This window comes from Bradyrhizobium sp. HKCCYLRH3073, from assembly GCF_051167995.1.
Taxonomy (GTDB): Bacteria; Pseudomonadota; Alphaproteobacteria; order Rhizobiales; family Xanthobacteraceae; genus Bradyrhizobium.
On record NZ_JBNPUD010000008.1, the window covers coordinates 68,274 to 85,018 of the forward strand.

The 16,745-nt window shown below is 63.3% G+C and carries 12 protein-coding genes and 2 pseudogenes; 2 read left to right on the forward strand and 12 right to left on the reverse strand.

Features of this window, described 5'->3' with window-relative positions; genetic code table 11:
• The 10 genes and pseudogenes from ACQR1X_RS19550 to tnpA all read right to left on the reverse strand — a co-directional run.
• Nucleotides 1-1,272: a metallophosphoesterase family protein gene (locus tag ACQR1X_RS19550; protein ID WP_434899408.1), complete on the reverse strand. Its 1,272-nt coding sequence runs from the start codon at nt 1,270-1,272 to the stop codon at nt 1-3.
• A gap of 97 nt (nt 1,273-1,369) precedes the next feature.
• Nucleotides 1,370-2,761, reverse strand: a complete 1,392-nt coding sequence (locus ACQR1X_RS19555; protein ID WP_316237028.1) for a hypothetical protein — start codon at nt 2,759-2,761, stop codon at nt 1,370-1,372.
• 8 nt (nt 2,762-2,769) lie between these two features.
• Nucleotides 2,770-3,291 carry a hypothetical protein gene (locus ACQR1X_RS19560; RefSeq protein WP_316237027.1) on the reverse strand — a complete coding sequence of 174 codons (522 nt, stop codon included), beginning with the start codon at nt 3,289-3,291 and terminating at the stop codon, nt 2,770-2,772.
• On the reverse strand, nt 3,239-3,727 hold the full coding sequence (locus tag ACQR1X_RS19565) for a DUF7665 family protein (protein WP_316237026.1): 489 nt from the start codon (nt 3,725-3,727) through the stop codon (nt 3,239-3,241). Before ACQR1X_RS19565 ends, ACQR1X_RS19560 begins: the two co-directional genes overlap by 53 nt.
• A 4-nt stretch (nt 3,728-3,731) precedes the next feature.
• Nucleotides 3,732-4,223: a hypothetical protein gene (locus tag ACQR1X_RS19570; protein ID WP_316237025.1), complete on the reverse strand. Its 492-nt coding sequence runs from the start codon at nt 4,221-4,223 to the stop codon at nt 3,732-3,734.
• 107 nt (nt 4,224-4,330) lie between these two features.
• On the reverse strand, nt 4,331-7,753 hold the full coding sequence (locus ACQR1X_RS19575; RefSeq protein WP_434899409.1) for a UvrD-helicase domain-containing protein: 3,423 nt from the start codon (nt 7,751-7,753) through the stop codon (nt 4,331-4,333).
• Nucleotides 7,754-7,759: 6 nt separating this feature from the next.
• Nucleotides 7,760-8,392 carry a hypothetical protein gene (locus ACQR1X_RS19580; protein WP_172133944.1) on the reverse strand — a complete coding sequence of 211 codons (633 nt, stop codon included), beginning with the start codon at nt 8,390-8,392 and terminating at the stop codon, nt 7,760-7,762.
• Nucleotides 8,393-8,403: 11 nt separating this feature from the next.
• Nucleotides 8,404-9,174, reverse strand: a complete 771-nt coding sequence (locus tag ACQR1X_RS19585) for an RNA polymerase sigma factor (protein ID WP_316237023.1) — start codon at nt 9,172-9,174, stop codon at nt 8,404-8,406.
• Nucleotides 9,175-9,509: 335 nt separating this feature from the next.
• Nucleotides 9,510-10,238, reverse strand: a complete 729-nt coding sequence (locus ACQR1X_RS19590; RefSeq protein WP_434899410.1) for a restriction endonuclease — start codon at nt 10,236-10,238, stop codon at nt 9,510-9,512.
• Nucleotides 10,239-10,552: 314 nt separating this feature from the next.
• Nucleotides 10,553-10,717 (reverse strand): annotated as a pseudogene (tnpA, locus tag ACQR1X_RS19595) (IS66 family insertion sequence element accessory protein TnpA); the annotation flags it as partial.
• Nucleotides 10,718-10,906: 189 nt separating this feature from the next.
• Between tnpA and ACQR1X_RS19600 the strand changes: the two are divergent.
• A pseudogene (locus ACQR1X_RS19600) lies at nt 10,907-11,995 on the forward strand (IS110 family transposase).
• A 683-nt stretch (nt 11,996-12,678) separates the two neighbouring features.
• On the opposite strand, the gene ACQR1X_RS19605 reads toward ACQR1X_RS19600, so the two are convergent.
• Nucleotides 12,679-13,851, reverse strand: a complete 1,173-nt coding sequence (locus ACQR1X_RS19605) for a cystathionine beta-lyase (RefSeq protein WP_434899411.1) — start codon at nt 13,849-13,851, stop codon at nt 12,679-12,681.
• A gap of 279 nt (nt 13,852-14,130) precedes the next feature.
• Between ACQR1X_RS19605 and ACQR1X_RS19610 the strand changes: the two genes are divergently transcribed.
• Nucleotides 14,131-15,591 carry an FAD-dependent monooxygenase gene (locus ACQR1X_RS19610; RefSeq protein WP_434899412.1) on the forward strand — a complete coding sequence of 487 codons (1,461 nt, stop codon included), beginning with the start codon at nt 14,131-14,133 and terminating at the stop codon, nt 15,589-15,591.
• An 87-nt stretch (nt 15,592-15,678) separates the two neighbouring features.
• On the opposite strand, the gene ACQR1X_RS19615 is transcribed toward ACQR1X_RS19610, so the two are convergent.
• Nucleotides 15,679-16,605 carry a 3'-5' exonuclease gene (locus ACQR1X_RS19615; protein WP_434899413.1) on the reverse strand — a complete coding sequence of 309 codons (927 nt, stop codon included), beginning with the start codon at nt 16,603-16,605 and terminating at the stop codon, nt 15,679-15,681.
• Nucleotides 16,606-16,745 lie beyond the last annotated feature (140 nt).

The following is a 16,745-nucleotide window of genomic DNA, read 5'->3' on the forward strand; positions in this document are numbered from 1 at the left end:
TCAGGCTCCTTCCGCTTCGAGCTGCGCCAGAAGATCGCGCCCCGCGCGTTCGATCAGCCTCTTGTAGTCGCCTGTGGCGGCGTCCATAAGCGCGCCGGATTCCAGTTCGGCACGCAGGTCGTGCGGAAGTTTGCGGATCAGATCGCCGAGCGCGGCTTCGATCTGCGCGGTGACTTGTCCATCCGACGCGGCATCTTCGACGATCTTCTGCAGATCGCCGAGCGCGTCAGCACGCACGGCGTGGGACCGATCAAGCTCCGGTTCGGTGTCGATCGCGATGCGCTCGATCCACGCGGCGGCTTCGCCGAGACCAAGCGCGGCAGCGCGGGCTTCGGCCGTGAGCTGCTCGATCGTGCCAGGGAGCTGCGCGTGCAGGCTGGTCCGGCCGGTGATTTGGATCCGGCAGGCAAGCAATTGCCCGCCGTCATCCGCAGCTACGGCGCGGGTGATGGCATCGCGAATGGCATCGATCAGATCGTTGAAATGGTGGGCCTTGTCGGCCGCGACATTCAGACGGGCCCAATGCACCACGGAGCACCGGATGGTTGCGATGTTGTCGACGGCGCCGTCCCTGACCGAAACGACGCAGGCGCCTTTCGGCCCCGTCTCGCGGATATGGCGGCCTTGCAGGTTGCCGCAGAAGACGACGTGCGGGCGTTCGTGAAGCACCTGGCCCTGGTGCACATGCGCGAGCGCCCAATAGTCGTAGCCCTTGTTGATCAGGTCATCCATGCTGCACGGTGCGTAGTTGGCGTGGCCGCCCATGCCGCCAAGGCCAGTGTGCAGTACGCCTATGTTGAAACAGCCCGCGATCGGAGCGGGGTAGGCAGGAACAAGATTGTCGGTGACGTCGCGCTGCTTGAAGCTTTGTCCGTGGATGGCGACCTTCAAGCCATCCAGCGTGAGCGTCTGCGGCTTGCGCGATGAGAAGACTTTGACATTGTCTGGCAGGTTGAGCCGCTTCGTGATCTGGCTCTCCGCGTCATGGTTACCCCAGATGAGGTAGACCGGAATTCCCGCTTGGGCGAGGCGGCCCATCTGGCGCACGAAAAACAGGCCGGTTTGATAGTCGCGCCAATCCCCGTCGTAGAGATCGCCGGCGATGACGACGAACGCGACTTCTTCCGCGATGGCCAGGTCAACGAGATTGGAGAAAGCCTGGCGCGTGGCTGTTCGAATGAGATCGGCGGCCGGCCCATCCTGCCCGGCAAGGCCCTTGAGCGGACTGTCAAGATGGATGTCGCCAGTGTGCAGGAACTGAAAATTGGTCACGTCTCCCCCCCACGGAAAATGTTGCACGCGATCGTCAAGGTCAGAAGAAGTTTCAACCCTAGCACGTGAAAGAACAGAAAGCGAACAGATTTGTGCATTACTCCGGACGCTGTTCACTCCTCTCAAGCGCGGGCACAAAGCCCGGATTGAGACCTGAGAAATCGTTGCGCTGCGGCGCCGTCCGCCGGTGATCGGGATTGATAAGGTTCAGCTCGACCAGGCGGTTGACCGGCGCGCCGTGCAGCAGGCGCAGAACTTCCGCGATGACGATGGTTGCGGCCGTGGCGCCGACGAACGGCGCGCCGACGGCCTTGCCGGCGAGAAGGGTGACGCCGCAGCGGTCGAGCGATCCGTCCTCCAGCATCTTGCGGTAGGCGGCCGCGTCGATGGCGCTCCCGCCAGCGTCGACGCTCTGCCAGAGTTTGGCCGCCGGCGCGTCGCCCGGCAGCGTATGAATGAGCATGCTGCGGAAATCCGCGTGGCCGCGGCCAAGGCCGGCCTCGGCGACGAAGTCAAACCCGGCGAGATCGAGCTGGCGGCGGCCTGCGGCATTGTCGAGCCCGCAGAGCGCGATGGCGGGCTCGTGCGGCTGGCGCCGCGTGTCCTTGTCGAAGAGCCGCTCGGTGATGGTCGTGTTGAAACCGCGCTGCTCGGCCCATGCGGCCATCGTCCGCGTCTTCTTCTTCTCGACCATGGCGGCGTCGGTGAGGATCGAGGTGCTCTCGGTCGACGGTGTGACGATGTCGTCGTCCTGAAGCAGAAGGTGAAGATCGGACGGGCGTTCGTAGGGAAGGAGCCCTAGGGCGAAGAGAAACGCCTGCCCGAGATGCCCAAGGCCGATCAGCCAGAGGCGCGTCGGCAAATACCGCAGCACGGGGTCCGGGGCGCGGGCATCGAGCCAGTCCTTGTCCGCGAGATTCCACAGGGACAGGCCGACGCAACGGCGGCCCGCCGACGGCATTTCGCCGGAGAGATGCAGGAAGGCTTCGTTGACCGCCAAGGCCGCCGCGAGCATCGGCGCGAGCGCCATAGTCTCGCCCGCAAGGGCGGCGATGCCCTCGGCGTCGTTCGGCACAATCCCGCCACGCCAGCCGGCGAAGGTCAGGCGAACGCAGAACCCCTGCACGCGGCCACCGGAGCCATTGCCGATCCGCAGCACCGGGAGGCCCGCGCGCATGTCGCCGGGCGCGCCGCCAAGCGCGACGACCGCTTCGCCAAGCGTGCGGCCGAAGGGCAGGGGCGCAACAAGCGGGACGTCCAGATTGCCCGCAACCGTCACGCCGCCCAGAAAGACGCGGCGGCCAAGCGCAACAGCAGCGAGCACTGCCGCCTGGTGATGCCGATCGGTGCAGACCGCGTCGTCGACCGCGATCGCGATTCTGTAGCCCTGCAACAGCGCTTCGGCTTCCTCGCGGCTGCGGGCGCTGCCGTTGTCCATCGCCCGCTTGGCTAAGCGGTGCATCGTATCTGCCGACGTGAATGCGTTCATTATGAGCCTCACAATCCGATATGGAAGAACGCCCGCCGCTGCGTGCGCGGCACGGTGTGCCAGGTCTGGTTGCCGAGATAGCGATAGATGCCGATTTCCTCGCGGCGCAGTGGCGCCCGCGCGAATTGCGGCAGGATCAGCGCGAGATGGCCGGCCTGCGTCACCATCGGGTGCGCCTTATCGGAGGCGCTTTGCGCCGAACCGCCGGGATGCACATGGACGTCGGCGACGATGGTGAGGCCGCGCTCGCGGCAGATTGACCAGAGCTTGCCGAAATACCTGCCGTCGAAGCGAACAATACCCGTGTCGAGACTGTGCGGGTCGAGATCGTCGTAAAGAATGAAGTCAAGGATCCGCGCGGGCTGACCCGGCTCCTGGATGCCGAGCAGGAAGGCGCCGCTCTCGCGGCTTTCGTTGCGGCCGCGCTCGCGCAGGCGCGCGGTCAGCCGCTGCCAGAGGAACCACGAGCAGGACAGCTCATGCCGCGGTGCGAACAGGCGGCTGATAATCGCCGCAATTGAGAAGCTCATAAACGATCTCCAGGTATTGAGTGATGCCGCGCGACGGATCCCAGATCATCGTCGGCGTTTCCTGCCGCCAGTTGTCGTGGCCTTGGCGGCTGACGCGGTCGCACGGCAGATAGAGTGCGGTGCCGTCCTTCCAGTCGGTTCTGAACACGGCTTTCACGCGCCCGCCCTTGCTGCCGGGCCAGGAGGCGTGGGCCAGCGGCGCGTTCTTCTTGAGGTCCCACAAGCGTCCGGTCGGCGCGATTGCCGGATAGCCGGCGCAGTCGAGCCGCAGGCAGAACTCGGTGCCGTCGGCCGCGCGCACGCCGGCCAGCACGATCGGCCAGGCAATGCTGATGACGCGAAATCGTCCCTCGGCTTCGGCTAGGCGGAACGCGGGCTTCGCCGCGTCCGCCCGGAAGGCACGCTCGTCCGGCGCGCCGGTGGTTTGCGTGGCCATGGACTTAACCGTTCACCTTCGGGGTCGACACGAGGTCGAACTCGGCCGCGCACTTGCCCGACGTGGCGAGCGTGCCGATATGCGTGCCGGGATCCGGCTGAATGGTGGTGCCGGCAAGCTGCAAGTGGTGGTGGCTCGCCTCTTCCTCCGTCATGCCGAACTTGCGGATCGCGGCCCACTGCTTGACGCTGGCAACGGTAGCGCCGGGCGCGAACTTGTCGTGCACCGACTTGCCGTTGAAGTGGACCGTGACCTTGATCTCGCGGCAGCGATGGATGTGGACCTTGACGCCGGCCCGGCCCGCCTTGCTCGCGATCGGCACCTCGTCGGCGACCGGCTCTGCCTCGTCCTCGATGAACAGGCAGGCATCGGCGCCCAGCCCGTGCTTCTTGGCGAGCTCGGCGCGAAGCGCGCCGAAGGTTTCGTGATCGCCGATCTCGATGTGTTCGAGCGCGGCGACGCCCTCGCCCTGATAAAAGATGTTGATGGTCTTCATGTGAACTCCGGATCTGAACAGAGCCGTGACCGGCGCGATTGCCGTCACTGGCTTCTGATCCGGTAATCCCTCGGGATCGGCGTGCCGAAACCACCCGGCAGAAAAAATCAGACGGCGGTCAACGGGCCGTCAGGCGCGGCGGCGCAAATGAAGAAATGGGGACAGCGCGGGCAGGTGAAGGCGTTTGGTTTCGGGTTGTAGGCGCCGCGCGCGATGCCGGCGAGGAGCTCTTCGGTCTTCCTGGTGCCGGTTTTGGTCTGATTGGGCTTGAGGGCAGGGACGTCGACGACCTCGTTGTCGGTCAAATGGATGGCTTCAACGACTGCACCGCTCCCGAAGTGCTTGGTTGCGGCCGCGTGGTAGAGAAAATATTCGAGCTTCTCGAACTCGGTCTTGCCCCGGTGCCCGCTGCGGATACGGCGGACCACGACGACGCCGTCGGCGCGCTCGGCGATCTCGGCAGGTTCGATCAGTATGCGGCCATTGGCGAAATCGATCGCCAACGGAGTGGCTTCCCGAAATATCCGGCTGGCGCCGGCATCGACAAGCCCGTCGACCAGTTTGCGGGCAAGATGGCGGTAGTCCGCGGCATAGGCCGGATCTGTCGGTCCCTTTTGCGCCCAGATGGCATCGAACGCAGCGTGGGTCTCCTCGCGGGTAGGAACAGCGTCGAGCCGTGTTTTCGCGAGCCAGTCGATCAACTCGTAGATGCAGGAATGGGTGCGCTCGAAGGATGTTGACCGGCGCGCGGTGCCAATATCCAGAATGTGAGTATAGAAGAATCGCCTCGGGCAACGCTCGTAAGAGCCGATGCGCCGGTCGGTGAGAGACCAGCTTTCCGAAAAAGCGACCTGAATCTCCGTCGGGCGCGACCGCTTTGCGCCCGGAAGGGTAGGCGCGTCGTCGATGCTTCGCATCTTGGATGCCACGCGCGCAATGAACGGCGAGGGCGACCTTCCGCGGCCGTTTCTTTGCAACCGTGTCAGATAAAGGCAGAGTCGCGTCCGGGCACGGGACATGGCGACGAAGAAAAGGCACTCTTCTTCCTGCCGATGCGCCCTCTCGTGTTCTTCGGCGACCGATCCAGTCGCTCCAGCGATCATTCCTTCGGGCGGAGGGCATTGCACGGGGTGCGGGTTGGCGGGAAGGCCGGTGACGACCATGCCTGGGAGATGTACCGCTTCGAACTCCAGGCCCTTGCTTCCATGTATTGTCATGAGGCGCACGGCGTTCATTCGCAGCGCCGCCTCCGGAACCTGCCGGAGATCGCGCTCCTCGTTGAGAAGAACGAGATTTCGCACCCGCTCCAGCGCGGTGTAAATCGGCGAGCCTTTGGAAACCGGACTTTGTTCGCGCAAAAAATTGAGGAACTGCCAGATGGCGATCCCGCGCATGCGATCTGAGATGTCCACGCCGCCGGCAAGCGACCGAGTCCAGTCCCCGTGATCCAGAAGAATGGTCGTGAGGTAGTCCCAGGGATACTGCGAGGGTTTGAGTCCTGCGCAATCTCCCGCCAGGCGCTTGATGGCCGCCGCCGCGGGTGCGGACAGGTCCGGCAACTCCGCAAGTTCATCAAGCCGGGATAGTGCAGGCTTGTCGCCCCCGTCGAGGTGAGCCAGCAATCGCTTCACGTCTTGGAGCGAGGCCTGATAACGCGGCATCGTGCAAATCCGCACCAGTCCGGCTCCGAAGCGGTCTGTGGCGAGGCTCAGAAGCGAGAGCAGGTCGCGTATTTCTTCGCGCTCGAACAGGCTTCCAAGATGCAGGACGGGTATGCCGCGCGATTCAAGCGCCTTGGCGATCTCGTCGATCCGTGGATTGGTGCGGCAAAGGACCGCCTGATCGCGCAAGTCGATGCCTTCCTTCTCAAGCTGCCTCACGCAGGCCGCGATTCCCGCAGCTTCGTCGTCTGGAGTGCCGAATCCACGGATTTCAGGAACATGGGCATTCTCTTCGCGGGCCGCTTCCAGATCCAGCCTGGCGAGCGCCGTCGGCATGTCCATGCGCTCGGCGAATGCGCTGTAGGCATCAATGACCTTCTGCGTGGATCGATAGTTGATCTCAAGCGGTTCAGAGACGGCGCCCGGAAAATCCGCGGCAAACGCCGCCATGTTGGCGGACGACGCGCCCCGGAACCGGTAGATGGATTGCCGGGCATCGCCGACGACCCAAAGATTCTTTCCATCGCCGGCCAAGGCTTTCACGAGGCGCACGCTGGCGCGGTTCACGTCCTGATATTCGTCTACCAGGATGTGCCGGTGGCGCAGACGCGTTGCAGCCCGCACGGCTTCGTCCTGCTCCAGCAACAATGTCGGCAACAAAATGAGATCGCCGAAATCAACCGCTTGGCGGGCGGCCTTTGCCTGCTCGTAAAGTTCGTAGACGGAGGCAATCTCGCGGACTTTCTCCGCCGCCTTGATGGCCTCGGGATCACCGGAAGCCGCGGCGCGCGCGTGCTGGGCCTCTGCAAGCTTGTGATACTCCGGCGCCGTCACGACTTCGTCCTTGGCGCGCGAGATCGCTTGCAGGATGTCCCGCAGCACGATGACGGGATCCCACAGGTTTTTGTAGTGCTTGAGAGGAAGTGTCGGCAGAATCTCTTCGAGCACGGCGATTGCGTCGCTGCGATCGAACAATGTGGGATCCGGCGGCAATCCAAGTTTGTCGTGGAAACGCCGGACCAGGTCGAGGCCGAATCCGTGGAAGGTTCCGACCCAGACGGCAGCGGCTTTGTCGGCGAGGGCGAGCGTGAGGCGCTCGGAAAGCTCCGCGGCCGTCCGGTTGGAAAACGTCAGAACGAGAATCGCGGCAGGCTGGACAGAATCCGCAAGGAGCGACTGAATGCGGCTGACGAGGCTTCGCGTCTTCCCCGTGCCGGGACCGGCGCGGAGCTGGTACGGTGAATTGCGATGCGCGGCGGCCCGTTCCTGGGCGGGATCGCGCCTGAACGTGACGGGAGGCTTCGGCTTTGCGGCCTCCAGCTTCGGCAGAAGGACCGCATCCAGGATTTGCTGCCGCACAAGCGGCAACGGAAGCCCCGATTTCGACGCGATGGCAGACGCACCGGCCCTGTCCTCAAGAAACCATTTGGATGCCAGAAAGCGCGGGAAAAGAAGCTCCCGCGCGAAGACATTCGCTTCCAGTTCGCGCCGCTCCTTGGCGCCGTAATCCTCGACCTTCTGCAAGCCGACGGGCGCCGCTTCGGTCGAGCGCGACGGATCGATGTCCGACTCGCCACAGGAACAGGATTGAGCATGCGCGACCAGATGCCCGACTTCGTGCGCGACGACCAGGGCCCGCTCGGCGGCAGAGCCGATCTTCGCCGCGCAAATCGTCCCGCTCTGCTCGTCGAAAAGCGCTTTCGCGCCCTTCAGCGCCGGGTCGGCAGTTTCGAGAAAAGTCAATTCAAGGTCGAAATGCGTGATGGCGTGCGCGATCAGGCTTTCCGGATCCTGCGGATTGGCACCCTTCCGCACAAGCTCCATATGAAGTTGAGCGGCAAGATCGCGGATGGTCTCAAATGACTTCATGCGGCATCAGAGTCCAAGAAGATAGGCTTGCTGTTCGGGCGTCAGGCCAGAATTGCGGACAGCATCTTCGAAGGTTTCCCGCTTGGAGAGAGAGGGCTTTTGATCGGATTTGAAGTGCTGGCCGCGCGCCAAAACTTGCGCGCCCTTGAAATGGGCGATGACCAGATCAACTGGTTCGCCGGTTTCCTCGGCGACCTTCCGGCAAAAGCCGGTGCGTGATATCAGCGAGTCCGGCTCTATCATCCGGTCGCGCAGCTTGATCATGAACGTGTTGTTCGCATGCAAGCTGCCGGCGACCGATCGAAACCGTGCGCGATCCATGTCCGCGAACAGGTTCCTGGCCTGCGGAACGGAATGAAGCGGCGCCGCGGAGTTCTTTTCGACCTCATAAACAGCGTTCTGAAAGTAGCTGATCGCGCGGGAGACGGCGGGCGACACGCTTTCGCTGCCGTCGGCTTCCGTAACCTCGTCCGCAAGCGCGTCGTCGAGCAGCAATTCGACGGCGAATTCCGTCAACGCATCGGCATAGGCCGGATAATTACGCGTGAACTCTTCCAGCGTCTCCGCATCGGGGACCGCCTTCGCCATGGCGAACGCGTGCAACACGTCGTCCAGTGGCATTGCGGGTGTGGTGGTCATAGCAACGCTCCTCATCGGTTCTTAAGTTTTTCCGCCGCCTTGCGCAGATTTTTGCGGATGGCGGTGCTGGAGACGCCGCAAATCGTCGCGGCTGTAATCTCGTTCGGATCTTCCGATCCTGGCGCGTAGCCCTGCAGGCAGCAGAGCTCGACAGCCTTGCGCTGCGCGGCCGGCAGCTCCTTGATCGCCTCGAGCATCTCGGCGAGGTAGACAAAGTCTTCTTGTCCGGCCGGAGTCTGCGCTGCGCGCGACAGGCGGCCAAGTGTGTCGTTCGGATCGACAGGCTGGCCGTCGTCGTCGACTTCGCGGCCAATGTCGCGGAATAGCTTGCCGCGGTTGTTCTCTCTCCTCAGTCGCCGGTAGCGAAGGGTAGCGAGACCCTTGTTGAACTTGCATTCGAAGATGTCGAGCGCGGTCGCATCATGATTGGTGCCGACGCGGGCGAGCAACTCACAGAAGGTCTGGAGCACTTCATCCCGGAGTCCCTGCGCATCCGGCCAGCTATCCGGGATCGTCCGTTTCAGCCTCCGCTCGCATCGCGTCAGCAGGGCTGGCAGAAGCCTGTCGACGGCGCGCTTATCGCCGGTGAGGCGCGCCTCGCGCACCAGATGAAGCAGGCATTCGCTCGGCATGTAGTCGGGATCGGCGGGATCGCCGATGTTAGCCCGCCGGAACTGTTCGTTCAGATCCTGCTTCAGGGCGGCATCGATACCGGCCGTAATTTCAGGGGGTCGCTGATAGCCAGCACCTCCCTTGGTCATCTTGTTCAGTGCTCTTGGCATCGACCGCCTCGCTTGGCGCAACAGTGGTTATGGAGGCCGCCGCTGGCCGGTCTCCTTGCATGCCGCTAATCCCCCGAGCCGGGTCCGCCGAAACCACCCGGCTGCATTATTTTTTTCGCGAGACGCTGCAGGGCATGCGCGCCGCCGCAAGTATTTGACGTTACGTGAATATCCGGCTTCTCAGGGCCTCAGCGCGCGTAATGATAAGCGGCAAGGCGGTATCGTGCAAATCTTCAACTGTAGATTTGCATGGCTAAGCAACGCAGCGAGTGAGTCACATAACTCTCTGATGCATGAGGATAATACAGAAAAGTGATAATATAGATTACGACAATTCAGCGGGCAGGGGGCATCGGCGCATCGAGCTCCTCGACGATGGCGTCAGCAGGCTGGCCGCGCGTCAGCGGGTTCACCTCGCGAAGCTCCGCGAGGCCGATGCGGGCATAGTGCTCAAGCAAGGCCAGCAGCTCGCGATAGCCGCGTGCGTTTCTGACTTCGTCCGGCACAGTAAAGCCGTTTGCATCGAGCTCGCTTACGTCGAATGGCAATGGCGGAAACGGAACGTCCCGGCCGGCGATGCGCAGATACGGCGAGAACGGCAGTAGCATGACGCCGGCGAAGCAGTACCGGTTCCAGACAGCGTCGTAGGCAGCGCGTTCCTCGTCGCTCTGCAGTAAATGATAGCCGGGACGGCCAAGCGGCTCGTAGTAGACGTTGAAATTACCGATCGCATCTTCGATGGCGCGGCAGCGCCGCGCGATCCATTTGGCGAAGTACATTTCCTGAAACTGCGCGTAGGTCACAAGTTCGATATTGGTGGCCTGCGCGGCCTCGATCGCGCCGGCCTGGAATCCCGTGCGCGATATGATGTAGCCGCGATTGGCGCCCGTCTCCTGCATGATGGTGCGGAAGGCATGTACCTTTTCCTGCGGCGCTTTCGTGCGCCAGTTCTTGGACTCGCACAGAATGCGATACGTGATCCCCTCGATCGTCTCTTCGGCAAACACATCGACATCGTAATGACCGCGGGGAAGCGGCAGCCGCACCTGATGCTGCACTTCCATGCCGCCACGGCGGGGCGGGCGGAGGGATGAAGATGGGCGCGCCAGTCGATCGTGACCTCGCCAGCGTCCAGCCGGTCACGCCATTTGCGCAGCGAGTGCGGCGACAGCTGCATTGCGACGGCATAGGAGCGGAGACCCATTCCGCTCCAGTTCAGCGCCTCGACATGCATCGCCCAGAACGCTTGGGACGCCCGATTGCGTACATCCGAGGTGACCGTGATTCTGCATCGCTTCTGCTTTCGGAGGGCTTGTTGCCGCTCCTCCCGGGCGCGCTCGCGGCGCAATTCCGTCTGTTGTTTCTCGAGCTTGAGCGCAGCCTCTTCGGCGGCCAGCCGCTTCAGCCAACGCCGGAATGTGTTCTCGGTCAGACGTTGTTGCTGGCAGTATTTGCGTATCCCGAGAGCGCTTCGACGCCATGCTTCGATGTGCAGCGACCACCATTCGCGGCGGGCCTTGTTCTCGAAATGTTTGGATCCCACCGGAGATTCTCCACAGCGGCAGAGAACCCGAAATGGAGCGACAATGTACTACCGAAAAGACGTGCAAGGTCCGGACGCTTATCTCCGGCCGATTAAAGCTGCCGTCCGTAATCGGCCTGACCGTCCGTCTGCTGACGCGGCAGCGGCGGCTGTGCAGAATGAGCGCTCTCCCAACACAGGAGGCGCGCCATGGAGTTCTTCTGCGGACTGGATGTCGGCATGGATCAGACCGCGATTTGTGTGGTCGATGACAAGGGCGAAGTGCTGCTGGAGGTCGCTGTGATGACCGACCCGGGCGCGATCAAGGGCGCACTGTCGCCGTATCTTGGGCGGCTGCGGCGGGTCGGCCACGAGGCCGGCGCGCTGTCGCCGTGGCTGCACCCAGAATTGCTCCGTCTCGGCCTGCCGGCGATCTGTCTGGAGACCCAGCACGTGCGCGCCGCGCTGCATGCGCAGCGCAACAAGACCGACCGTGCGGACGCGCTCGGTATCGCGCACATCATGCGCACTGGCTGGTTCCGGCGCGCGCACATCAAGACCGCGCCGTGCTATCGGCTGCGACTGCTGCTGACGCATCGCCGCAATCTCAAGCGCAAATTCCTCGATCTCGAGAACGCGATCCGGCACTCCTTGAAGGCGTTCGGCATCCGGCTCAACCGCATCGGCCGCGGCGCCTTTGCGCAGACCGTGCGCGACGCGGTGGCCGGCGACGCGCTGATCAGCGAGCTGATCGATGCCATGCTGAACGCACGCGCGGCGCTGTGGAAGGAGTACTGTCGGCTGCACGGCCTGGTCGTCAAGCTGGTCGCCGGACACGAGCTGTGCCGGCGCTTCATGCAGATTCCAGGCGTCGGGCCGATCGCCGCGCTGAGCTTCATGACGGCGATCGACGATCCATCGCGCTTTCGGCGGTCACGCGATGTCGCGGCGTATTTTGGCCTGACGTCGCGGCGCTGGCAGTCGGGCACCTCGATCGATGTGCAGGGGCCGATCAGCAAGGCGGGCGACGCCGATGTGCGGCGCGCGCTCTAAGAGGCGGCGAGCGCGCTGCTGACGCGCTTCAAGCGTCGCGACAAGGTGAAGACCTGGGGACTGGCGGTTGCCAAGCGGTCTGGACACCGCAAGGCGGTGGTCGCGGTGGCGCGCAAACTTGCGGTGATCATGCACGCGATGTGGTGCGACGGCACGGCGTATTGTGGCGATCAGGCCGTCAGCACCGCCGACGCGGCCGCCCATGCCAAGCGCAAGGACCGCAGGCTGCTGGGAGCGCTGGCATGAACCATAGCAACAGCCCGGCAGCAACGAACAGGCGTCGCGGACGACGCGCGAAGTGATGGAGCTCCGCTGTCAGCGGATGAGGACCGGTGCAGATCCAAGACGACGGAACGCACGCTATCTTGCCTGCGAGGCGGTGTCCGAAGGGACGGCGCGATCGCGCGAAATTGCCTGTGACGTGGCTCCGTCAGACCGATGGAAAATTGCGCCGCAACGGCTATGCTGCTGCCATCGTGCAGCCGCGCCACGCCGTCGCTGAGCGCGGAAAGCTGCACGGCGCACTGGGACTCCTCGCTGTCAACGAGCTGCAGATCAGGCTGCGCTGCAGACGTGTTTTTGACGATGAAGATGGAGAGCACCGATGGCGAAAGCGACGAAGACGATCGTGGCAGAGAGGCAGAACACCCGGCCGATTAAAGCGGCAAGATAAAAGCGGCTCGCCGGTTGATCAGCAAGCTATTGACATAGCTTGTGTTCAACGGTGCCGGTCGGTCGCAGCGCGTGCCGCGTTTGCGGTGTTTGCCTGCCAGATCAGTGCTCTTCATGGCACTCATCGTAGCATAGCGAACCCAAGCGTATGCGAGCGAGTGTTCTCATTCAGTAGCTTGAAAGACAGGACCGAACGCGAAGCTCAGTCGAGCAACGGCGCTAGCTGCGACGATGATCGAGCGCTCACTAGGTCGCGCTCAGTTCGCGAGCGCCTGTCTGAGATCGTTGATTAGATCTTGGGTCTGCTCCAACCCGATATTCAGGCGGACCAAGCGTGCTCCATAGGATCTCGAATTCGAACCGTCTTCCGGGTAAGCCATGACGAGACTGGTCGTTCCGCCCCAACTGTACCCAATACGAAAGAGCCGAAGGGCGTCGACGAATCCGGCAACGCGCCTCGCATGCCAATCCTCTGCGAACACGATCGAGAACACGCTCGCGGAGCCGGTAAATTGGTTTCTCCATATCTCATGCCCCGGGCAGTCTGGAAAAGCCGGATGGAGAACCAGGGCGACTTCCGGCCGTTCCTTCAGCCACTGAGCGATAATTAGGGTGGAGCGCTCGAGGGCATCGAGGCGGACAGCCAGTGTTTCAAGTCCGCGCAACGCCAAGGCGCAGTCGTCAGGGGACACCGCAAGCCCGAGCAGCCGGTTCACCGAACCTACCCGTTCGTAGGTTGCCTCGTCCCGAACGGAGACCGTCCCGAGCAACAGGTCGCTATGGCCGCCGACATATTTAGTCAGTGCCTGGACCGACACGTCCACGCCGGCGGCGAAGGCGTCGAACAGTATGCCTGCGGCGTAAGTATTGTCGAGCGCAACGGGCACGCCATGTGCGCGAGCAGCCGCCACAATGGCCGGCACGTCCTGGACCTCCATCGTGATCGAGCCAGGGCTCTCGCACCAGACAAGGCGAGTTTCAGGCCGGATCAGATGCGCCAGGTCGCCGCCGATCATCGGTGGATAGGTTTCGACGGAGATGCCCAAACCTTGCAGGAGCCCGGGGCCTAACTCCTTGTTCGGACCATAAGCGCTCTCGGGCACGAGAACATGCGATCCAGCGGTGCAGAACGCGAGGTAGACAAGGACGAGAGCCGCCTGTCCGCCCGGGACGACAAAACTATGCCGCGCGCCTTCGAGGTCGGCGATCCGCAGGCCGAGTTCGAGCACGGTCGGCGTTCCGTAAAGGCCGTAGGTGTATCGACCAGATCGCCAATCGTCCCGGACGTCCGCCAGGCGCTCGAACACCACAGTCGATCCCCGGTGAACGGCGGGCGCCAATGAGACAAAGTCACTCGGCGGCTCAACCTCTGGCTGGATAAGGCGCGTGCGCCAGTCTCGTCTGTTGCCTGATCGGCCGCGATCCACCATCGCCTCCGCTTCGGTCGAGAATTTCTCCCGGTCAGCCTGAGGGCCAATCAGATCAGTCGCGGCAGGCCTGGCTGGTGGGACTATTGCTCCGGCACAGTTCGCGGCGGGGTTCCGTCGATGTCAGGACGGAAAGCGCAAAGCTCCGAAACGAACCGGTGTTTGGAAGCGCGGCGCGAGGCCGCATACTACCCTTCCAATTCATAGATATGGCCTTCAAGCCGATTGCTTCAAGTCCCCCGACACACCGTAGAACCAGCCACTGTCTATTCTGAGGTGGCAATGTCGATACAAGGACACGAAGTGATCATCGCCGGCGCCGGGCCGACCGGGATGATGCTGGCAGGTGAGTTGGCTCTGGCGGGGGTGGATGTTGCGATTATCGAACGGCGACTCAATCAAGATGTCGAGGGTTCCCGAGCCAGCGGCCTGCACCCGCGCGCCATAGAGATTCTGGATCAGCGAGGCATTGCGGACAGGTTCCTCGCGCAAGGGAAGAAACACTACGCGGTGGCGGTCGCCGGCATGATCGTCGATGCCAGCGATCGTCCGACCCGCCACAATTACACGCTCGGTCTTTGGCAAGAGAAAATTGAGCGCGGGCTCGCCGACTGGATCTCCGAGCTTGCCGTGACGGTTTACCGCGGCTGCGAATTGCGGACCTTCGTCGATGGCGGAGAATACGTAGAAATCAAAATGGCCGACGGGCGAGCGCTCCGCTGCAGCTACCTGGTCGGTTGTGATGGTGGACGTAGCCGCGTGCGGAAGACGGCCGGCATCCGATTTCCCGGATCGGATCCCCAGACAAGTTATCTCATCTTCGAGGCCGCCATGGTCGATCCGCCTCTCGGTATCAGGTATGGCGAGCGCGGCTTATATGCACTTGGGCGGTTCGATGATGGCCCCCGCGTGCGCGGCGTCGCAACAGAAACACAGCTGGAGCGGGGTGAAAGCCCGGACGAGGAGGCTCTCAAGATTGCGCTCGCGGCTGGCTATGGATCGGATCTAGGGCTCAATGACGTCACGTGGGTGTCCCGGTTTACCGATGCGGCGCGGCAGGCAGAGACCTATCGAAAGGGACGCGTCCTGCTGGCAGGGGATGCCGCACATGTCCACTCGCCCGTGGGAGGGCAGGGCTTGAACGTTGGCATGCAAGACGCCGTCAACCTCGGATGGAAGCTTGCGCAGGTGGTGAAGGGGATATCATCCGATGCCCTCCTGGCCACCTATCACGAGGAGCGGCACCCCGTCGGGGCGGCGCTGCTCGAGCAGACGCTGGCGCTTACCGCACTGAACCGAAGCGATGATCGCACGACCGCGCTCCGCGGGCTTATGGCCAAAGTCATGCAGATGGATGAACCAAGGAAATGGTACACCGCGACAATGTCGGGCCTCGACATCCGATATGGTGACGAGGGGACTCATCCTCTGCTTGGTCGCCGCATGCCCGATCTGGACATTAGCATTGGCGACGGCCAGGGGCCCGCTCGCATATTCGAGCTCCTGCACGAAGCCCGACCGGTGCTGGTCAACTTCGGGACTCCAGGCTCGCTCTCAGTTGGTCGATGGGGCCGCGTCGTGCTGATAGATGCACGTTTTGAAAGTGTGTGCGAACTGCCGGTGATCGGTACAGTCCCATCCCCGTCCGCCGTCCTCATCCGTCCTGACGGTCATGTCGCTTGGGTCGGAGACGGAACTGACGCTGGTCTCGTGGACGCGCTGGGAACGTGGTGTGGAGACTAGAGAACGTGTCAACTCGGTACGAAATCATTAGGGAGGGAAAGGGCGACGCGCGGCACTCTCGGGACGAATGTTCGGCGGTTGCCCCTCTCAGCCACGATTCGAAAAGCGTTCAAATGCGGTCAGGCGCTGCAGCCGGGGTTCGACGTCGCAGAGATAGACCTCCTCTCTGAGAAAGGCGATCTCGGCTTCGATGGCGGATTGCTGGATGTCGATGTACCAGGACTTCGGCCGGCCATCGGTGCCGTCGGCCCACCGGTAGCCGCGCTTCTTCAGGGTATCCTTGAGGCCGAAGGGAGACTGCTCCGCCCACACCCTCATGATCGGCTTGCGCGCCGTCTGGAGTAGGGCAGCCAACGCCGGGGCCCCCGTCGTCGGCAGGACGAAATCCAGGACCTCGAGCAGAGCGTGGCAGTCGTCAACGGCGCGATGGGCCTGGTGGAAGAATCCGGCGCCGTGCAGAAGATATCCCAGCTGCGCGCCGGCGAAACCGTGTGAGCGCCAGTCGACCTCGGTCGCGCTGCAGCCCCAGGCCTTACGCTCGAAAATCGGCCAGTAGCGCTCGGCGAACCGACGGTCGAAGGCCGCGTTGTGGGCGATGACGATGGCCGCGCCCGCGACGAACGCCGATACCGCGTCCGGATCGATACGCTGTCCGGCGACCATCTCGTCGGTGATGCCGGTGAGCGCCGTCACCTCGGCGGAGATGGGGCGGCTGGGTTCGTGGAAGGCGGAGAAGACGCTCCTGACGCCGACGATGCGACCTTCCCGGGTGTAGTCGAATGACAGCATGCCGAGTTCGATGATCTCGTCCCGGGAGTGGTCGAGGCCGGTGGTCTCGGTGTCCAGCAGGACGGCCGTCCTGACCTCCTCTCCGACCGCGGCAGGGGAGGGGGCTCGGGGGACAAGCCTGCGCAGCACCCGGTAATCGGGCGATTGGGCGAGGGCATCTGCCATGGCCGCCAAGTCGGCAGCCTCGTCAAAATGGTGTCGGTGGAATCGCGGCGCGGCAGTCATGACGCGCCACCATACCCAAGCAAATGACCACCAGGTATCGGAGAGTCAGGCGATTCACGGCCATTTTCGGCCCACCTCCAGCCTCGCAGGGCAGTGCGAAGAGGATCGCCTGATCTGCCGATTTTGATCGGCCGCCATGT